The following is an 18,855-nucleotide window of genomic DNA, read 5'->3' as shown; positions in this document are numbered from 1 at the left end:
TCTCTCTTCCCCCCACACCCCAGACCCCAACCAACAACCAACCAACAACCAACAACCAACAACCAACAACAATGATTTCAGCCTTACAGTTTGAGTTTATGCGAAATGCGATCGCTGCGGGTATTTTAGTTAGTATTGCCTGTGGGATTATTGGCACTTTTGTAGTAGTAAATCGCATTGTATTTATTAGTGGAGGAATTGCCCATGCTGCCTATGGAGGAATTGGCTTAGGTTATTTTTTTAAATTTAGTCCAGTTATAGGGGCGATCGCTTTTAGTCTAATTGCTGCTTTGGGTATGGGCACGGTGCAGAGAAAAACCACCCAAAGAGCCGATACAATTATCGGGGTGATGTGGTCATTAGGCATGGCTTTAGGGATCATTTTAGTCGATATCACTGAAGGCTATAAAGCGGATTTAATGAGTTACTTATTCGGCAGTATTCTCACGGTTCCAACCAGTGATTTAATCATTATGTTGGCCATTGACTTAATCATTGGTTTGCTGGTATTTTTATTTTATAAAGAATTACTGGCCATTTCTTTTGATGAAACCTTTGCCACGGTGCGGAATGTGCCCGTAGATGCGATTTATCTGCTGTTAATGTGTGCGATCGCGCTCACCGTAGTAATGATGATGCGAGTGGTGGGATTAATCATGGTGATTGCCTTATTAACCATGCCTGCGGCTATCAGTGGAGAATTCGTCAAAGACCTGAAAAAAATGATGGCAATGGCCAGTTTTTTAGGGATAGTATTTACCACCACTGGACTCTGGTTATCCTACTTTTTAAACCTCACTTCTGGCGCTACCATTATTTTAGTAGCTGGGGTGGTATATCTCTTAAGTTTAACTAGCAAATGGCTATGGAAAAACCAAAAATCAAAATCGGCGGATGTTAGCCTTTAATTAGGGAAATCAGCAGGCGTCTATTACATATAATCTTGTTTTCTTAGCTGATATTCGCCGGTATGACATCATCATAGATTTTTTCCAGAGAGAAAGGGAACAGCGATCGCGCCTCTGTAATTCAGCCTTAATTCCTATCCGGGACAAAAAATAGAACGAGGCAGAAAACAATTTTCTCCTCGTTCTTACGTTGAGTTAAGCCGACACTATTAATATTAGGAAGAATTCGACATCCCAACTCACGAAATCAAAATCAACCCGCCTAAACCATTGACAATGCTTTTGGCTCAATTTCACTCACCACCTCATTAAAATTGGTAATTGGTGGCTTGACAAACAAATGACCCATCTTTTCTAAAAGTGCCTGATGAGCGTCGCTTTTATTTGCTTCCATATCTGCCGCGCTTTCCCAGAAAATAATTGCAATTCCTTTATCGGTTCCGGGTTCTTGTAACAAATAAGCCCCATCAAAACCTTCTTTAGTATAGGTGGCCACAGCCTGCTCATACAAATTTTTGGCTTCTTCAAACTTACCCGGTTTGAATTCTCCGATCGCGACATAAGCATATTGACGTTTCAGAAAATCGTGAAAATCTGACATAATTTTTTCTCCGTATTTTATCCTGGGTAGTTCAGATCCGGGCAGCGGTCATTCCCTTTACTGGGGACAATCTCGATCCGATAAGGCGACCTAGCACAGTCCTGACTCTGACATGGTGAGTAATTATACCATTTAACCGAATTATCAGTAAAAAATAGACTACCCTACGGTTGGCAAATTTGCCAATTTGTAAACAAAATCTTAAGAAACTTTACAGTCAGACAAAAATCCTGAAATCCTCACCGGCATTCAAAAAAAACCGTTCTAAAACTCAAATTTTGGTGTTTGATGGTTTACACAAATTAGCAATAATCAAGAATCATCAATACTTCTTAACAAAACTTCATAATTACTCGCCGCAAATTTGCAGCAAAACCGTCCGTTTTCTCGGCCCATCTAAATCCAAAAATAACACCGACTGCCAAGTACCCAGTGCGAGTTTTCCCTCAACAACAGGAATTACCTCACTGGTACTCAGCATCATAGCCATTAAATGAGAATGAGCATTAATCGGTTCATCGGGGGGCACATCCCGCAAATGCAAATCGTTATGGAGATATTTGGCATTTTTGGGGGCAAGTTTTTCCAGATGCACTTTAATATCTTCTAATAATCGCACCTCATCCTCATTAATAGCTAAAGCGGTGGTGGTATGTCGGGAAAAGACTAAAGCTTGACCATTTTTAACCCCCGTTGCTGTGAGATATGCTTGAACTTGTGGGGTGAGATTATAAATGCTAATGTCGGCATCGGTTTCAATTTCGATGATCTTAGTAAAAAATTTCATTTGTTTACCTCTATTAGTTCGTGTTTAGTCAGAAAACTATCAATTTTATTGGCAGCGATTTTGCAGTAATCTTTTCTAATCTCAAAGCCAATAAAATGCCGCTAGGAATTCTATGTTACCATAGTATTATAGAAAATACCGGATCGAGCGATTTTTTTGACTACTGCTATTTAATCATATCCCATTATGGGTGACTTCTAAGCATTGGGGACAGATTGGGCGGCGATCGCCGGTATTTATTCGGCAGCGAAAAACTATCCGCCCCCAAATTATTCATTATTCATTCCCATTGCCCGTCAGCATAATTCGCCAAAATTGTTTGATATTTTGTGAGCAGAATATTGTTATTTACTATGGGCAACAATTAGAGTATCGAACGGATCGCGAGTCCAGTGTAAATCTAGACTATGACCAATCCCTTGATTAAAATATTTTGCCCAAATCTTTAAATTAAGGCGATCGCCTGTTCAGAAACCGGGTTTCTTAGTATAATCTTCGCTTTTGTGACAAAAGTTGTTATAGAAACCCGGTTTATTGACGGTATTGACCCCTATAATATATAGTAAAACAAAGAATGATCATCAGTTAGACAAACAACAGGGGCGATCGTTATTTTAGAAAAATTCGAGGAAAAGTTATGTCACAAGTAGATATTACTGAAGCGAATACTCAGCTACAACAGTTACTTGCAATTGCCATGAAAGGTGAAGAAGTAATCATTACCCAAGGCGATCAGGCAATTGCTAAATTGGTGGCAGTCCGAGACACATCGCTACCAGAAAAACCCCGCCGACAATTTGGCAGTATGAAAGATGTTATTTGGGTAGCGGATGACTTTGATGCACCGTTAACAGAAGAATTTAAGGAATACATGGAATGAAACTAATCGTGGATACGCATACCTTTATTTGGTTTTTTCGAGGCGATCCCAAACTCAGTACCACAGCTAGACAGTTAATGATGAGATCGCCGCTCATTTCCTCTGATGACTTATGATGATCTATGATAGGCGATCGCCGCGCAATTTTGCCACCCAGCATTGAGTGTATGACTTTAAAACCACAGCCACCCCAGATAGAATCATCGATGATTCAGCAACGCCTCAACCTTTCCTTAGAACAAATTAATCAATTTTGTCGAGAAAACCAAATCCAAGAACTCGCCATTTTTGGATCGGTATTGCGGGACGACTTTAACCCAGACAGCGATCTGGATTTTCTAGTAGTTTTTGACCCGAAGAGAAAACTCAGCCTGATGGATTTAGTGGGGATTCAATACCAACTGGAAGACCTCACCGGACGCAACGTAGATTTGATTGAAAAGCGATCGATTCTGAATAGCCATAATTGGATTCGTCGTCAAAATATTTTCAGCACAGCCCAGATTATTTATGAATCAAGACCAATCCTATCTGCTTGATATCGCTAAATTCTGCCAAACGATTATTCGGTTAACTCAAACTATGACCGAAGCAGAATTTTATGCTGACGAACGCACCCAACTCGCGGTACTCTACGAAATCACCATTATTGGAGAAGTGGTTAAAAGACTTTCCCCAGAATTTCGCAACGACCACCCACAAATCCAATGGCGAAAAATAGCGGGAATGCGCGATCGCCTTGTCCATGATTATGATGAAGTCAGCATTGACCTCGTTTGGGCAGTTATCCAGACCAATATTCCCGAAGTCTTGGACTATATTACCCCTCTGCTTCCTACTGACTATACGGATGACCTTTGATCGCCCCCGATCGCTTCTGACGACTTATGATGGTCTATGATAGGCGATCGCCGTTGTTGAGAAACCGGGTTTCTGGGCAGAGTCTTCGCTTTTGTGGCAAAAATTGTTATAGAAACCCGGGGTTTCTTGTCGCCCACTCTAGGCGCCACATATCCGCAACAGGGCGATCGCCCCCGATCGCTTCTGGTTACTGATGATGAGCGATCGGTCAACATGGCGATCGAACGGCGAAATCTGGCTCAAGGTTAGTGGCGCCCCACCAGAGAATTTTTTTAATAATTATTTAAGATTTAATGGCTATGTTTGGGTGTATAAGGGATACTGGGATGACAAACTAACTTAGGTTATCTTAGCAGGAACAGAGAAAATGACCACTTAATCGGGTACAGAGATTTTACTAAATTTTAAAAATGTTGCCCCATTAAATTTTTGGAAAAATTAATTAATTAGGAGTAATTAATATGGCAGAATCTAAAAAAACTGAATATCCTATAATTGATTATACTCGGATTCTTTCCGAACTTTCTGTGAATCGAAAAGATCCGTGTGAAGTTATGCGTGAGCTTATCTCTAATTCTTATGATGCTAATGCTTCTAATATTATAATTTATCCATTAATGCAAGAAAAAGGATTCATATATTTTGATGATGGTATTGGTTTAGATGAGCAAACAAAAATCCAAGGTATTACTCCTTATGTTGCTTTTTTTTCAATTGGAAAATCAACAAAAATACAAGGCGAATCTATTGGATATAAATGTCAGGGTTCTAAGTTATGTTTTGCTTCTAACAAAATTACTGTTATTACTAGATGTCAATCTGATTTATTTTGGAGATATAAATCAATAGATAATCCAAAAAATAATATTAATGAGAAGTTTAATATTGCTTCCGAATATAGTGAAGCTCCTTGGGAACTACTTAATGAAATTATTCAAAAACCAAAAGCTTCAACAAAAAAAATACTTGATAGTTTAGATCAATCCTTTTTTAACTCTCAATTTAAACCACAAGGAACAATGATTATTGTTCAAGGATTAGAAGTAGAGCGTTTTTCTGATTATTATTCATCGGATGATTATAAGGAAGAAAAATGGTCGTACTTAAAATATTATATAAGATATAATACTAAGCATGGTGATATGAGAATATTAAGGGCTGACAAAACAGGATTTCCTCAAAGAAGAGAAATTTCTTTTAAAAACACTTTAGGCTATACGGAAGACTGTAAACTTTACTTATGGTCAAGATCGACAAAACAAAACTACGAGTTAGAAGAAATACCATGTGGATATCCTTATTTAGAAGCACCCGATGAAAATGAGAAAAAAAAGATTAAAAGTCCTTCTGAAATATCAAGACTGAATGATGGGAATTTTTCAACTCGTCATTGTTCTACCTTCATGTATGAGGATATAACATATTGTGTAGTATTAGCAATAGATGGAAATCGTAGAGCATTAAGAGAATATAAAGAATTAAGCAGAAAAGGGAAAAGTCAATCAGGGATTAAACTATCAGATCAAAGAGGTGTATTTATTTCTTCTGAAGGAGTAAGGATTTGTTTATACAATGAAATTTTTGAAAATAATGTTTTAAAAGAATATTCTATATTAAAAGATTCTAAAGCTTTACCTCATTATCTTTTAATAATTAATGGTAGTTTTGATGTTGTTACTAATAGAAATTCATTAACTGATAGTTCTCGCCAAATTTTAAATAATCCTGGTTTTCTGGAAAACATCAAAAAATTTCTTGATTCAGCTAAAAAAGATAGTACAGTCTTTAGTGAATTTATTGAAAGATTAAATAAAGAAAATCAAGAGGCAAAGTTGGAAGCATATACTCAAAAATTAATATTTTTGAAACAAAATATTCAAACTAGAAAAAGATTTAAAATTGAAAATATCACAGAGTTAAAAAATAAATGGATTGTAGAACCAGAAGTAGGTGAGGAGCATTGGGTAGGTGCATTATATACTATGTTTGCTCATTTAGTTACAGATAATTCTCCTTATGCAGAATTTTGGTTGCGTCCGCGTACTTTTTCTGGTGTTGGACTGGATAGTATAGCCGTTCCTTTACAAGAGAATAGTTTAGCGGAAAAAGTACATCGAGGCTTAGAATATAAATATAGTTTTTCTGCTACTGATGAATATAATCATCCTTTTATTGTTACTAATTGTATTGTTTGTTGGGAAATGCCTATGCCGGAAGAAGGTGACAGCATTACAGATGCTTATGATTACTTTGGTGAGGTTGGCAGACCAGAAGGACTATTAAAAGATGTTGGTTATGAAATTATTAAAATTCAGAGTAAATTAGGTGAAATCCATAATGGAAATATTCAAGTAATTAGTTTAAAAAAATTATTAGATAAAACTTTTCAGTGTGATTGGATAACTCCACCTGATTAATTTTATATTCACTGCAAAATAAACAGTTTTCAAAGGTGATGTAGGAGAGCGATAAGGCATCACCTCTTTGAGCAAAGAAAATTTGCAAATTCAGATCCCTGGCAAATTCGATAAAAATTGATCGCCTGTTTCAAAAAAATTGTGATGATCTATCAACGAGAGGTGATATGAAATTCACAAATATTATCAACTCAGGATTAGCAATTGCCATCGGTTGTTGGAATGGTAAATTTTTCCAGTATTTTTCATTCTGGAAAAATTACTCAACTGGCTATAGCACAAGATCGTTATCCTGGACTCGATGAAAATGGCGATTATTATATTGTTGGTGGCGAGGGTGGTTCATATATGCCTTATTTATGGCAAGTGATAGACCCAGATACTAATGGATTAAACTGTCGCTTTATGGTTCAAACTCGTTCTAATGGAACTAATGAAAGTGAAATTGAAATGGATATTTATTATTTTTCTGTAAGTCGTAAAATTTTAGCCGGACAAGAAATTCGCAGTGCAGAAATTAATTTAAACGATCGCGGATTACCTTGGATATAGGTTGGCACCTAATTTACAACATCAATTTCCTTTGTTAGAGCAAATCCTCAATTCTTTCGACCCGTTAGACATTTGAAAGGAATGTAATTTTTAAAACCCAGTTAAATAAAAAGCGATCGCCCACCCACCTGCCCCTGATATGTTGTGGCAATAGTGGCGATAGAAATCCCTCAAAAATCTGTAGGGGTCAATGGCCATTGACCCCTACAATATATAGCCCAAATCTAGCCCAATAATCCTCATCAGTCAGAAAAACCATAACCCCGATCGCATTTAACCGTAAAATAGCGATCGATACATCCGCGAAAAATATTCCATGCGGGTTTGAGAAACCGGGTTTCTGGGCATAATCTTCGCTTTGTGACACAAATTCTCGTAGAAACCCGGTTTCTTGGCAGTAAAATATTCCAACAGTCCCCCACCCTGTTATTCGACTTACTGGCAATTCCCCCAGAGAATGCCAGTGCATACCGCTTTGACTCCGTAGCGGTCAAAGAACCAAAATTTGAAATTGATGGGGTATTTCTGCCTCCCGATAGTGACGCCCCGGGCATCATCTATTTTTGCGAGGTACAATTTCAGAAAGACGATCGCCTGTACGAACGTCTATGACCAGTAGGGGCGAAGCATTCGGGCAAAAGATATATTGAACAAAAGCAGAAATTTTTTACCCGAATGCTTCGCCCTTACCTCATTGGCAAGCAGTTGTCATTTATCCATCACGCAGTATTGAACAGAGTGATACTCATCCCTATCGGGCACTGCTAAACTCCGATCAAGTACATCGGGTTTATCTGAACGAATTGGGGGAAATTCGACAATTACCAATCGGCATCGCCTTAATGGTGTTGACCATTTTAAAAGAAGAACAAACACCCGAAGAAGCCCGGTATTTACTCGATCGCGTACAACGTGAAGTCCCCGAACAAAAAACAAATCGCGCCATAATAGATACTATCGCGACTATCTTATTGTACAAATTTACTAATTTGACTCGGCGGGAGGTCGAAGCCATGCTGGGAATGCAATTACAAGAAACCCGAGTTTATCGGGAAGCCAAAGAAGAAGGACGCGAAGAAGGACGGCAACAGGAAGCAGTGAATTTGCTTCTGCGTCAATTATCCCGTCGCTGCGGTAATTTATCCGACGAACTAACACAGCGCCTAAGCAACCTACCGCTATCGGTATTGGAAGATTTAAGTGAGGCGCTACTAGATTTTAGTAGTCTGGATGATTTACTAGCCTGGTTAGAAGCCCATTAGACCGGGGAAAATTTCCGGCCTTTTTTGCACCATATCTTGTAGCGATCGCGCATAAATTTACCCCTAATATTGGGGCAATAGTGGCGATAGAAAGCGCTCAAAAATCTGTAGGGGTCAATGGCCATTGACCCCTATAATATATAATGTGCCGAAAAATCTTAATCAGTCAGACTAACCACGGGCGCCCCTACAAAACAGAAATTGTGTACTATAATATAATTAATCAATTTTATCCAATCCCTACCCTGATTATGATTCAGAAATTATCAGCAATTTATGAAAATGGGTTATTGCGTCCTTTGCACAATCTGAATTTACCAGAAAAAAGCGAAGTCAATCTTGTAATCGAAAGCAATCCCCCCCTAACCCCCCCTTCAAAAAGGGGGGCGATCGGTTCAGAACATCCATTATTGCAATTTGCTGGCATTCTCAGCGATGGAGAAGCTGAAGATATAGAAAATATTATTAATCAAGAATTGAGAACGGTTAATAATGATGAATGGTAAAATCGCATTAGATACATCTGTGGTGATTCGCTATTTAAACGGCAATCCAGAAATTGTAAATCAGGTTTTACAGTTCTCCAGTGTTATTTTACCCGTCACTGTGGTTGGCGAGTTGATATTTGGGGCGGAAAACTCAGGAAAAAAATTGCAAAACTTAACAAATTATTTTCAATTTATCGATGCTTGTGAAGTTTTACCAATGGGAAGAAAAACCGCATAAATTTCTGCTAAAAATCGCTTAAAATTGAAGCAAAAAGGAAAACCTATCCCTGAAAATGATATTTGGATTGCCGCTCTATTGAAAATAACTGGACGTTAGCAACTTGTGACAGTGATTTTACTTATATAGATGGTTTATCTATAGAACAATGGTAAAGAAAATAACCACCGATCGCCCACCGACCTGCCCCTAATATTGGGGCAATAGTGGCGATAGAAAGCGCTCAAAAATCTGTAGGGGTCAATGGCCATTGACCCCTACAATATATAGCCCAAATCTAGCCCAATAATCCTCATCAGTCAGAAAAACCATAACCCCGATCGCATTAAACCGTAAAATAGCGATCGCCACTCATTCATCGGGCAGTTTAGTCATCGTTTCTATACCATTACCATGAAAAATGAGGCAATTGGCTGCTTTAAAGTGAAAAAAAATCAAAATAATCTAACTAAAATTATCAAAAATTACTAATTAAATTAAAAATTGCCGGACAATCTGCCTCATTTAACCGAGAAATTCAGCCTGGGGATTATTGGCTATAATTGCAGGGGCAAAATGAATAGTTGATAAATTTATCCCAAGTATCGCAGAATAAGCATTAATAGCGAGTCGGTAAAATCATTTATGCAGAAATCCAGTCATCATCAAGATCCATATCAAGATCGGTATCAAAATCAGTCTTTTCTTTTTCTGTTTGTCAGAGTACGATTATCAAAACCTAGAGGTTCGCAGCACTTTTTGACCCTGCCCAGACAAAGAAACCGCAGGTTAAACAAATGGTTGACGGGTTTTGGGACTTCCGCGATCGCCGTATTTTGTCTACTGGGCTTTACCGGGGAATTCGGATGGACTCAAACCAGTCAGGATATCGAACTAGAAGTCGGAGTAGTGCAACGGTTTGGTCGCCAACCGACCGATCAGATCATTCTCAAAGCCACCGAAGGCGATCGCCTCACCTTAACCTTTCTCGCGGGCGATCGCACCCCACAAACCGTACAAACCCCCGAAGTCACCTTAAAAATCTCTCAACAACCCCTGACCGAATCCATTTTAGAAGAACGGCTAGTTTTAAGTAATCACCGCAGCTTTGAAAACGCGGAAGCCAAAGCCAACAAGTTACGCCAAAAAGGACTGCAAGTAGAAATCGCCCAACCGGGTTCCTGGCAAGTCTGGGCGAAACGAGAGGTTTACCAAACCCCCCTACTGCGGCGCCTCCTCTTGGTCAGTTTACCCGCAGAAATCGCCAAAACCGCATTTCTAGACACGGGACTCCAAAATCAACAACTCACCGTCAATTGGCAGCTAAATGGCTATAGCTATCATCGACGGGAACTGGAAATTACCGCTGGGAAAGGATTAATCCAAGTTTCTCGAAGTAAAAACGACCGAGATCGACGACTTTATCCCGGAAAACTTCGCATCCAGCCCAATGCCCACGGCAACTTTACCTTAGTCAACCAGGTGGCCTTGGAAACTTACTTACGGGGAGTCGTCCCCCATGAAGTCGGGGCTGATGCCCCTAATGCGGCCTTGGAAGCCCAAGCGATCATTGCCCGGACTTATGTATTGCGAAACTTACGGCGATTTGCCGTGGATGATTATCAAATTTGTGCCGATACTCAATGCCAAGTTTACAAAGGCATTGGGGAAAGCTGGGAACCCGCAGATCAGGCGATCGCTGCCACCGCAGGCAAAGTCCTCACCTACAACAACGAATTAGTCGATGCCCTCTACTCTTCCACCACTGGGGGCATCACTGCACCCTTTAGTGATATGTGGGATGGATCCGATCGCCCCTACTTGCAAGCGGTGATAGACTCCGTGAGCAATATCTGGGACTTATCTAAGATGAATTTATCCTCGGAGGAAAACTTCCGCAAATTTATTAGTTTGCAAAAAGGATTTAACGAAGAAGACTGGGATGGCTTGTTTCGGTGGCGGGAAACCAGTCTCATGGCCAAACTAAACCAAGACTTGCGGAAATATCTAGAGCGGCAGAAACATCCTTTCGTCAATTTCAAAACTATTCAGCTTCTCGAAGTGGTCGAACGCAGTCCTGCGGGTCGGGCGATCGCGATCAAAGTCACCACTGACATGGGTCGCCTGCTGTTGCGAAAAGATGAAATCTTACAAGCTTTTTATGCCCCTCTGAGTACCTTATTTTACCTAGAGCCTATTTATGGAGCCGATAAAACTTTAAAAGGTTATGTCTTTGTCGGCGGTGGCTTCGGACATGGGGTGGGTCTGAGTCAAACCGGCTCTCACCGCTTGGCCGACCTGGGATGGAGTAGCGATCGCATCCTCAAATTCTATTATCCCGGTAGCGAACTGCAACCGATTAATGATGGAATTATCTTCTGGCAGGATCCGGATCCGCAATCATCCAACCCATAATCATCAAAAATAATCAAACCCATTGCCTGCTTGATCTGGATTGAGAAAGCGATCGGCTTCAAGGTTCATGGACTAACCAATAAAACAGGGCAATTAGCCACGATCTCTCTAACGGATCCAGCTAATTGCCCTGTTTATCTCAAGCTCAGAGGAGCAACTTAGTAAAGCTCTTCTTCTACATGGGTTTTGATGACGCAATCAGATTTGGGGTAGGCAACGCAGGTTAAAACATACCCAGCCTCAATTTGATCGTCATCTAAGAAAGACTGATCGGATTGATCAACGGTGCCAGATACCAGCTTACCAGCACAAGTGGAGCAAGCACCAGCACGGCAGGAATAGGGCAGATCCAAACCTTGTTCTTCTGCCACATCCAAGATGTAGTCGTCATCGGGTACTTCAATGGTTGTGTTGGTCCCTTCTGCTTCGTTGATCAAAGTTACTTTATAAGTTGCCATCGGTTTTTCTTCCTCTCAAGTAATCGACGAGTTCTATAATAAGTTTACCTAATGGGAAACATTGGGGATTATCTAGCCTTATTATTTGCCCAAAGGTTGTGCTTGTCTCTGATATTAAGGGAAAAATTCCCGATTGGATCGTTTTTTTCTTAATGAATGTCATAAAATTTATTATAAAAATTTCTAATTTCATCCTGATTACTTATATATGGGAGAGACCACTAGGGCGCCATCACCGCATCATCAGACCCGCAAATTAAGGTAGGATCAACATTGTCAAAATTTTTCCTTTCCTGCCGGTGAGTCAGATTTATCCTGCCAACAACAATCAAACACCCTTATTTTTAGATGCGATGACATTACCGATCCGAGTCGGAATGGTCGGAACGGGTTTTACGGCCAAACTGAGAGCTCCGACCCTGCAAGAGGATCCTCGGAGCCAGTTAGTTGCGGTGACGGGTCATACCCCGGAAAAAACCCAGGAGTTTAGCCAGATTTATCAAGCAACGGCGGTCAACTCTTGGCAAGAATTGGTCGATCGCGATGACGTTGACCTGATTATGATTTGCACCATTAATCGGGATCATGGGCCTGTAGCGCGGGCAGCCCTGGAAGCAGGCAAGCACGTCGTCGTGGAATATCCGCTATCTTTGGATCCCCTGGAAGCGGAAACATTGCTGGCATTGGCCGATCGCCAAAGGCGCCTCCTACATATAGAACATATTGAACTGTTGGGCGGAGTACACAATGCCCTGAAAGCATCCTTAGCGGAAGCCGGTGAAGTATTTTATGCCCGTTACGCCACCATTAGCAGCAAAAGACCCGCCCCTCGGAGTTGGACTTATCACCCAGACTTGTTTGGCTTTCCCTTTACCGGCGCCCTTTCTCGCTTACATCGGTTGACGGATATATGGGGCACCGTTGCCACAGTCAGCGCCCAGAGTCAGTTTTGGCCGTCGCCACAGCCGGAGTATTTTACCGCTTGTTTATGTACGGCGCAGTTGCGGTTTACCTGTGGGGCGATCGCCGAATTGATTTATGGCAAAGGGGAAAGATTTTGGAAAGATGAGCGCAAGCTGGAAGTGTATGGCGATCGCGGCACCTTGGTATTTGACGGAGACCAGGGTCAATTATTCCGTGACGCTGACATCACCGAGATCCCCGTGGGTTCTCGACGGGGCTTATTTGCCCAAGATACCACAATGGTCTTAGACCACCTGATCGATGGCACACCTTTATATATAAACGCGATCGATAGTGTATATACCTTAAAAATTGCCGACGCCATCCGAGTAGCGGGCGAAACCGGGCAAGTCGTCTCGATTTCCGCTCCTGAGTAAGTGGGACTAAATGCCCTCACCACTCCCGGCAACAGCGCTAATTTTTGTTGATTTTGTCTATATTTAAGCATAGAAGTAGATTCACCATCACTCACTTGTTATGATCGAATGGAAAGCGCACATATGCGGAAAACCTTGACCCAGAAAAATTCTTAGACGTGGCAGCACTCACCTGCGTTTGACTCCCTAGGAAAATCACAGAGTCAAGGAGTCACCTCATCAAAATTGGTCTGGACTGATTTTTGATGAAAATACTCCAGCGGATTTGAGTTAAAATTTATGTTTTGATTTAAGAGAAGGACATCTAATATATGGCCGCAACCTTAGAACAGATCGCTAAATATCTTGATAATCGAGGTTGGAATTATGAAGAAGATGAAGAAAACAATCGGATTATCACCGGAGTCCAAGCCGAAAATTTAGACAGTTTTCTGTTAGTGATTCAATTGGATGAAGAGGGAGAATTTTTTAAACTATTTGCTCCCCAAGTTTTATCAGGAATTAGCGATCATCCTTATAAAGAAGCGATTTTACAAACCATGCTTTGTATTTCTTGGGAAACCAAGATGCTTCAGTGGGAGTACGATCCCTCTGATGGCGAAATTCGGGCGATCGTCGAGTTTCCTTTGGAAGATGCCCCATTAACAGAAAGACAATTTAATCGGTGCTTAAGTGGACTAATTCAGATTGTAGATGATATTGCCATGCCCCGACTCACTGCCGTAATGAACACTGGTCACGATCCGGGCAATGAAGATATTGGTGAGCGGCTATTGTTAACCCTACAAGAAGAAGCACCGGGACTTTTAAACTTATTAGAAAAAGCGATGGAAGCCCGCAAAAAAAGGGGAATTTTTCCGTCGGATCACTCAACGTTTTAAATAAATATGCGGGCAAATATGCGGGGCAAATATGCGGGGCAGAACCCCCCCAATGGAAGCTGGAAAACAAAGGCAAATTTTTCTATCTGACCACAATATTGCATTCAAGCAATATCCGGGGCGGAGGAAAAACTCCGCCCGTTTAGTTTATCGGCTAGTTTATCGGCCTAATTTGTTAGGAATTCCCTCACAGCCGCCAGGGATAGTCGAACGAGTTTTCGACCCGCCCCACGCACAACAATAATATCGTTGAGCATCGGATAGTCGCTGAACATTAGTCATGTCTGCATTTTCGATCACCGCGCCAGTAAATTCTCCGGTTTTATAGTTGGGCGGGTCGGTGCGATTGCGCGGGGATGCGGTTTCCGCTTTGCCGTAAAATAAGCGAGTCCCCATTAAATCCGCACCAGCAAGGTTGGCTTCATACAAAATTGTGCGAGAAAGATTGGCTTTTACCAGATCGCAGTTTTTCAGATTCGCCCGGACGAGATTGGCTTCGCTTAACTCAGTCCAGCGCAAATCTGTCCCCGCTAGGTCAGCCCCCGCTAACATCACCCCTAAGTAGATGACACGGACGCCATAAGCCCGATCTTCCGCATAGCCCCCATCCCCATCGAGGATCGGACGACCGAGATGGCGATCGCGTTGTAGGGGAGTGAGTAATTTAGACTGGGATAAAAACCGGATAATTTTGGCTTTGCCTTCCGAGTCAACGCTGCCGAGAATTGCCGCCGTTCTGCCCTCAGCGATCGCCCGTTCTTGTGGCCAATCTTCTAGCAACCCCTCATCACTCAACGCCAAATCAGACACCCCTTGAAAATAGGCATCAATGGTTTGCTGTTGCGTTATCCGGTTTTGCTGAATCGTCAACTCCTTGGAAATCACATATTGACGCCAAGCCACATAAACCGCAATGATGGCAATTAAAATTTGCCCCAAGGCACCCACCACTTCCCCGACGGCGCCAATCGCCTCCCAATTAATGTGGATATTGCGAGAATCCGGTACTTGATTCGCCCCACTGAGCATTAATAAACCAACAATCCCGGCAATTAAGCCCAAGCAAGACACCACAATAGCTCGCCAACTCTCTGGCACCAACTGCACCCAGATTTTGCCCCAATTGGGCAAAATAATCCGCAAGGAAACCGCCAATGTGACCAGGGCACCCATAAACCCGATCCAGGCATTATCAATGGCTAACCCCAAAACCATTAAAGTAATTGACCCCAGGATCACCACCCCTGGATTGAGGTTAAGTAGCGCTACATTTTTGATGTTAATTTCAAGGTTTGAGGGATTCGTCTGGGTTAAAGTATAGTCGTTTTCTAATGAAACGTTGACTGGCAAAGAGGCTACTTTTTCTTCCATCATAGTTTCGCCACTGAAACTGGAAAAATTTTCCCCAGGTTCAGACCCATTACTCTCAGAAATGTCGGAACTGTGGGAGTTATTTGAGTTGGTGACACCACCCGTTGATTGACTCACATACTGGTTTTGGTTTTCCGGCATCCCAGAAGAGTTCAACCTAGACTGAGTGGAATTTGGATCGCTGCTCATAAAATAATTGATCTTAATAGGTCTGCTGGACAAATGTTGTTTTATGGATTGGGAATGCTGTTCGCAGATAAGACTGACTTCATTTGTCTGGCAACAATTAAATAACGTTACCTTTTAAAGGATGCACTCCTCAACTCTCGCCGCCAAAAATGGCCAAAAACGTCCCCGTCGCCCCCAACTGGGTAAATGTCCCGTCGGGGCTTCATAGTTAAACTTTAACTCGGAATAGGGCAACCAGGATTTGCCAACACGCCATCCGACGCGATCACTGAAGGTTTGGTAATTTTGTTTCACCTCAGCCCAAATCTGATTTTGCACGCTAAAGCCAAAACGACCATTGCTTGATTCTAGCCATAGTTGGTTCAGAATGCGTAAATCCCGACAGGGGAAGTTTTTCAGGTGGTGGGCATTCAATTTCCCCTGTTCTTCTTGCCCGGATATCGCCAGCATGATCGCTTCGGTTTCGCGATCGGCTTCTTGCCACTGACCGGCAGCGAGTAATGCTTGCAGTTTGCCATAGTCCATGCCCACAGCGGATCCCCAGGGATTTGTCTGCTGGGCTGTTGGTTTCTCGGTAGTTTCGTTTTCCTCGGTGGCAGTGGCGATATTGCTCCGCAACGCGATCGCGATCGCTTCAGTTGGCAGATCATAGCCCAAAAGTTTTAACCATTCAGCGACGGACTGGGGACGATTTTCTGGCTGGAATTCTAAACCTTTGAGAATTGCCTCATTGACTGTATCGCTAATTTGCGGATTATATTTTTTTGGGGGAACTAAAGGATCGGTTTGATGCTTGAATATCTCCCGATCTCTTGAGGTGGCAGAGGCGGGAATTTTTGCGGTTAATAGCGTATATAAGGTGGCAGCTAATCCATAGACATCGGTATAAGCCCCTCTGAGCGATCGCCAATCATACTGCTCAATCGGTGCAAATCCTCTGGAACCATACTCAGGATGAATGTCTATTTGCTGTTCCTGAAATTCTTGAACAAAGCCAAAATCAATTAGTACCGCATCAGACCTTTCTTGGCGAATTAAAATATTCAGAGGTTTGATATCTCGATGTAAAAATCCTTGCTGGTGAATCTGATGCAATGCTTCACCGATTTGATAAATATAGAAGAGTGCTTGGGATTCTGCCAATGGCCCTTGGTCTTCAACCATCGTAGCCAAGTCCATGCCCTCCACATATTCCATCACCATACACCAGTTCGGGTCTTGCTGGATCAACTCCTTCACCTGAACAATACTCGGATGATGACACTGAGATAAAAATTCCGCCTCTTTGATTAAAAGTTCCCGATACTTGGCTGCTTTTGCGGCTACCAATCCTTTCAGGTTCAACACTTTAATCGCTACGCGATCGCCCCTAGGATCCCTAGCGCGATACGTCACCCCAAACCCCCCTTCTCCGAGGATTTCTTCAATAATATAGTTTTGTAGTCTGTCCCCAGGCTTCCATTGCATAATTTTCGGCTCGATTCGTTATATTCACATCACCTTCAATTATAATTCGCTGGTTTCATATACGTAGCGCGATCGCCGTGCTTAGTCAAATATCTGAAAATTAAAGATAGCTGTGGGTGGAACAAGATTTAACCAATTTCTGTATAGTGGATGATTTACTGTTTGCGGGAATTCCTCAAAGTGATATTGTTTACCAAAATTTATGCAACAATAAGTATTTATATTGTAGGGTGGGCAAAAATCCACCATCATATTTGTTAGGGTGGGTAAAAGTTTTTGCCCACCCTAAGAATGTTAGGGGCTGTTGGATTAATTTTTGTAAATGGTATGATATTGTTTTAGGTTTCCATCATCCCAGTAAACGACCTTTGAGAGAATTTGCCACAGCTTAATTTTATAGATCATAATCTCAATGGCCACGCAATGGTTTTCTTTGGGTTTTTGGAAATCAAGGATGGCTCTATCTCATGCCAATTCTTTTTGTGACTTTTGCACAAATGGAATTGTCAATCAATATTCTCTGATTTTTTCCAGGATTATTCTGCTACTGGGTAGGAGTGACGCGATCGCGCCCCCAAAAACACAGAAACCGGGTTTTTTCAAAAAAACCCGGTTTCTTCTTGCCTGGGAAATTCAAAATAATGCAATGCCATTATTTTTTTTTTCGTAATATTCAACAACAGCCCAACCAAGAGTTTCAGTCACAGAAGCAGCAGTAACCATATTAGCTGCATTTCCTATTCCAGGAGCATATTTGATGATAGCATTACATGTCTCAACTCCTATAAAAGCGGATACATTTGTAGTTATTAGAGACATAGCGGCAGCTTTATCGATACTTTCTCCGAACTCAGCCGCCAATTCAATTTTCATATTGAGTTGAACAGCACCAATCACCCAGCGGTCTCCCGGAATTTGGGCAGTGGCAAACCCAACGGCTGTAGCTTCTGTCGCTGCTACATGAATAATAGTATGTAAACGTGCTCTGCGACTAGGCATAAAATGTTTCAGATGATTAATGATCATCAAAATCATAAAATTATGCTCCTTGAATCTGCTTTTGATCGTTTCCCCAAATTTTTTTTGTAATATGTATAATTTACAAATATAATACACTAAATTTAGTACCCAAATTTTCCAAGTACCCTGAAAAAAATTAGTAAGATTTAGTAGGATTTGGTTTCCAATGATTGACAAAGTAGGATTTGGTAGGATATAGTTATTTATTTAAGATTAAGTCTCTGTATTTTTACTGATGAAAAATATTGAAGAAGTGTTAGAGTGGGCTGAAAAGCTGATCCTTGAGAAAACAGGCGAACCTCTCAAGCCGATAGAGGAAGCCATACTCAAGGGTGTGTGGTCAGGAAAAAAATATGCTCAAATTGCTAAAGAATATAATAATTGTCGTGTATCTCACGTTAAGAAAGAAGCCGCTAAGTTATGGGATAAGCTGCGGGATGAGTTAGGAGAAGACCTGAAGAAATATAATTTTCGTTCCAAGGTAGAGAAAAGAAATAGGGTTTCTCCATGTTCTCAATCAGGTCACTGTTTAGTACAAGTTGATAATGTGAATATTGGAGGTGAATTCATACAAACGATAAAAGATGATCGATCGCCCTCTTCTCCTGAATCTTCCCCCGACTCTTCTCCTAACTCTTCCCCCACCCAAAATTCCTCACCCATTATTGACTTAACCGACGCTCCAGACCTCAGCGAATTTTACAACCGCACCACCGAAATAAATACCCTCAAACAGTGGAT

At 41.5% G+C, this 18,855-nt stretch carries 22 protein-coding genes and 1 pseudogene; 16 read left to right on the top strand and 7 right to left on the bottom strand.

Features of this window, described 5'->3' with window-relative positions:
• Positions 1-908, top strand: a 908-nt coding sequence (locus tag AM228_RS24920) for a metal ABC transporter permease (protein ID WP_369817801.1), incomplete at its 5' end; no start/stop codon positions are given.
• A gap of 262 nt (positions 909-1,170) precedes the next feature.
• Here the strand turns inward: AM228_RS24920 and AM228_RS24915 are convergent.
• Both AM228_RS24915 and AM228_RS24910 read right to left on the bottom strand, forming a co-directional pair.
• Positions 1,171-1,509: an antibiotic biosynthesis monooxygenase gene (locus tag AM228_RS24915; RefSeq protein WP_054469630.1), complete on the bottom strand. Its 339-nt coding sequence runs from the start codon at positions 1,507-1,509 to the stop codon at positions 1,171-1,173.
• Between the two features lie 349 nt (positions 1,510-1,858).
• Positions 1,859-2,296 carry a secondary thiamine-phosphate synthase enzyme YjbQ gene (locus tag AM228_RS24910; protein ID WP_054469629.1) on the bottom strand — a complete coding sequence of 146 codons (438 nt, stop codon included), beginning with the start codon at positions 2,294-2,296 and terminating at the stop codon, positions 1,859-1,861.
• A 190-nt stretch (positions 2,297-2,486) separates the two neighbouring features.
• On the opposite strand from AM228_RS24910, the gene AM228_RS33520 reads away from it, so the two are divergent.
• From AM228_RS33520 to AM228_RS24885, 7 genes are all read left to right on the top strand, one after another.
• Entirely contained in the window at positions 2,487-2,723 is a 237-nt protein-coding gene (locus tag AM228_RS33520) for a hypothetical protein (protein WP_156332042.1), read from the top strand.
• A gap of 210 nt (positions 2,724-2,933) precedes the next feature.
• Positions 2,934-3,176, top strand: a complete 243-nt coding sequence (locus AM228_RS24905) for a type II toxin-antitoxin system Phd/YefM family antitoxin (protein ID WP_054469628.1) — start codon at positions 2,934-2,936, stop codon at positions 3,174-3,176.
• A gap of 167 nt (positions 3,177-3,343) precedes the next feature.
• Positions 3,344-3,715: a nucleotidyltransferase family protein gene (locus AM228_RS24900; RefSeq protein ID WP_231636938.1), complete on the top strand. Its 372-nt coding sequence runs from the start codon at positions 3,344-3,346 to the stop codon at positions 3,713-3,715.
• Positions 3,687-4,037 carry a DUF86 domain-containing protein gene (locus tag AM228_RS24895; RefSeq protein WP_054469627.1) on the top strand — a complete coding sequence of 117 codons (351 nt, stop codon included), beginning with the start codon at positions 3,687-3,689 and terminating at the stop codon, positions 4,035-4,037. Before AM228_RS24900 ends, AM228_RS24895 begins: the two co-directional genes overlap by 29 nt.
• A 93-nt stretch (positions 4,038-4,130) precedes the next feature.
• The gene (locus AM228_RS33510; RefSeq protein WP_156332041.1) at positions 4,131-4,286 is read left to right on the top strand and encodes a hypothetical protein; all 156 of its coding nucleotides are present in this window, start codon (positions 4,131-4,133) and stop codon (positions 4,284-4,286) included.
• Positions 4,287-4,498: 212 nt separating this feature from the next.
• A complete protein-coding gene (locus AM228_RS33505) occupies positions 4,499-6,454 on the top strand; it encodes an ATP-binding protein (protein WP_072160915.1) in 1,956 nt (651 codons plus the stop codon).
• A gap of 204 nt (positions 6,455-6,658) precedes the next feature.
• Complete coding sequence (locus AM228_RS24885) at positions 6,659-7,006, top strand: hypothetical protein (protein WP_156332040.1); 348 nt, start codon at positions 6,659-6,661, stop codon at positions 7,004-7,006.
• Positions 7,007-7,193: 187 nt separating this feature from the next.
• On the opposite strand, the gene AM228_RS33500 is transcribed toward AM228_RS24885, so the two are convergent.
• The gene (locus tag AM228_RS33500; protein WP_156332039.1) at positions 7,194-7,373 is read right to left on the bottom strand and encodes a hypothetical protein; all 180 of its coding nucleotides are present in this window, start codon (positions 7,371-7,373) and stop codon (positions 7,194-7,196) included.
• Here AM228_RS33500 and AM228_RS36430 point away from each other — a divergent pair.
• The 5 genes from AM228_RS36430 to AM228_RS24865 all read left to right on the top strand — a co-directional run bounded on the left by AM228_RS36430 (position 7,367) and on the right by AM228_RS24865 (position 11,388).
• Positions 7,367-7,618 (top strand): Rpn family recombination-promoting nuclease/putative transposase, encoded by a 252-nt coding sequence (locus tag AM228_RS36430; RefSeq protein WP_255353263.1) that lies wholly within the window; start codon positions 7,367-7,369, stop codon positions 7,616-7,618. The genes AM228_RS33500 and AM228_RS36430 overlap by 7 nt on opposite strands.
• Before the next feature lie 50 nt (positions 7,619-7,668).
• Positions 7,669-8,268, top strand: a complete 600-nt coding sequence (locus AM228_RS36425; RefSeq protein ID WP_369817802.1) for a DUF2887 domain-containing protein — start codon at positions 7,669-7,671, stop codon at positions 8,266-8,268.
• A gap of 251 nt (positions 8,269-8,519) precedes the next feature.
• Positions 8,520-8,774, top strand: coding sequence for an antitoxin family protein (locus AM228_RS24875; protein ID WP_197285406.1), 255 nt, complete (start codon positions 8,520-8,522; stop codon positions 8,772-8,774).
• Positions 8,761-8,994: a PIN domain-containing protein gene (locus AM228_RS34550; protein ID WP_197285405.1), complete on the top strand. Its 234-nt coding sequence runs from the start codon at positions 8,761-8,763 to the stop codon at positions 8,992-8,994. The genes AM228_RS24875 and AM228_RS34550 overlap by 14 nt, the downstream gene beginning before the upstream one ends.
• 624 nt (positions 8,995-9,618) lie before the next feature.
• On the top strand, positions 9,619-11,388 hold the full coding sequence (locus AM228_RS24865) for a SpoIID/LytB domain-containing protein (RefSeq protein ID WP_082349067.1): 1,770 nt from the start codon (positions 9,619-9,621) through the stop codon (positions 11,386-11,388).
• Positions 11,389-11,546: 158 nt separating this feature from the next.
• Here the strand turns inward: AM228_RS24865 and AM228_RS24860 are convergent, their stop codons facing one another.
• Positions 11,547-11,846, bottom strand: coding sequence for a ferredoxin (locus AM228_RS24860; protein ID WP_054469624.1), 300 nt, complete (start codon positions 11,844-11,846; stop codon positions 11,547-11,549).
• 353 nt (positions 11,847-12,199) lie between these two features.
• Here AM228_RS24860 and AM228_RS24850 point away from each other — a divergent pair, with 353 nt between their 5' ends.
• On the top strand, positions 12,200-13,186 hold the full coding sequence (locus tag AM228_RS24850) for a Gfo/Idh/MocA family protein (RefSeq protein WP_054469638.1): 987 nt from the start codon (positions 12,200-12,202) through the stop codon (positions 13,184-13,186).
• Positions 13,187-13,497: 311 nt separating this feature from the next.
• Positions 13,498-14,067, top strand: a complete 570-nt coding sequence (locus tag AM228_RS24845) for a hypothetical protein (protein WP_054469622.1) — start codon at positions 13,498-13,500, stop codon at positions 14,065-14,067.
• A 159-nt stretch (positions 14,068-14,226) separates the two neighbouring features.
• On the opposite strand, the gene AM228_RS24840 is transcribed toward AM228_RS24845, so the two are convergent.
• The 3 genes from AM228_RS24840 to AM228_RS31255 all read right to left on the bottom strand — a co-directional run bounded on the left by AM228_RS24840 (position 14,227) and on the right by AM228_RS31255 (position 18,129).
• The gene (locus AM228_RS24840) at positions 14,227-15,627 is read right to left on the bottom strand and encodes a pentapeptide repeat-containing protein (protein WP_231636937.1); all 1,401 of its coding nucleotides are present in this window, start codon (positions 15,625-15,627) and stop codon (positions 14,227-14,229) included.
• A 114-nt stretch (positions 15,628-15,741) separates the two neighbouring features.
• A complete protein-coding gene (locus tag AM228_RS24835) occupies positions 15,742-17,094 on the bottom strand; it encodes a serine/threonine-protein kinase (RefSeq protein WP_054469621.1) in 1,353 nt (450 codons plus the stop codon).
• Between the two features lie 633 nt (positions 17,095-17,727).
• The gene (locus AM228_RS31255; RefSeq protein ID WP_156332038.1) at positions 17,728-18,129 is read right to left on the bottom strand and encodes a hypothetical protein; all 402 of its coding nucleotides are present in this window, start codon (positions 18,127-18,129) and stop codon (positions 17,728-17,730) included.
• Between the two features lie 220 nt (positions 18,130-18,349).
• On the opposite strand from AM228_RS31255, the pseudogene AM228_RS24815 reads away from it, so the two are divergent.
• Positions 18,350-18,855: pseudogene (locus AM228_RS24815) on the top strand (ATPase); the annotation flags it as partial.

This window comes from Planktothricoides sp. SR001 (assembly GCF_001276715.1).
GTDB classification, from domain to species: Bacteria; Cyanobacteriota; Cyanobacteriia; order Cyanobacteriales; family Laspinemataceae; genus Planktothricoides; species Planktothricoides raciborskii.
This window is presented reverse-complemented; position numbering and strand designations above follow the sequence as displayed.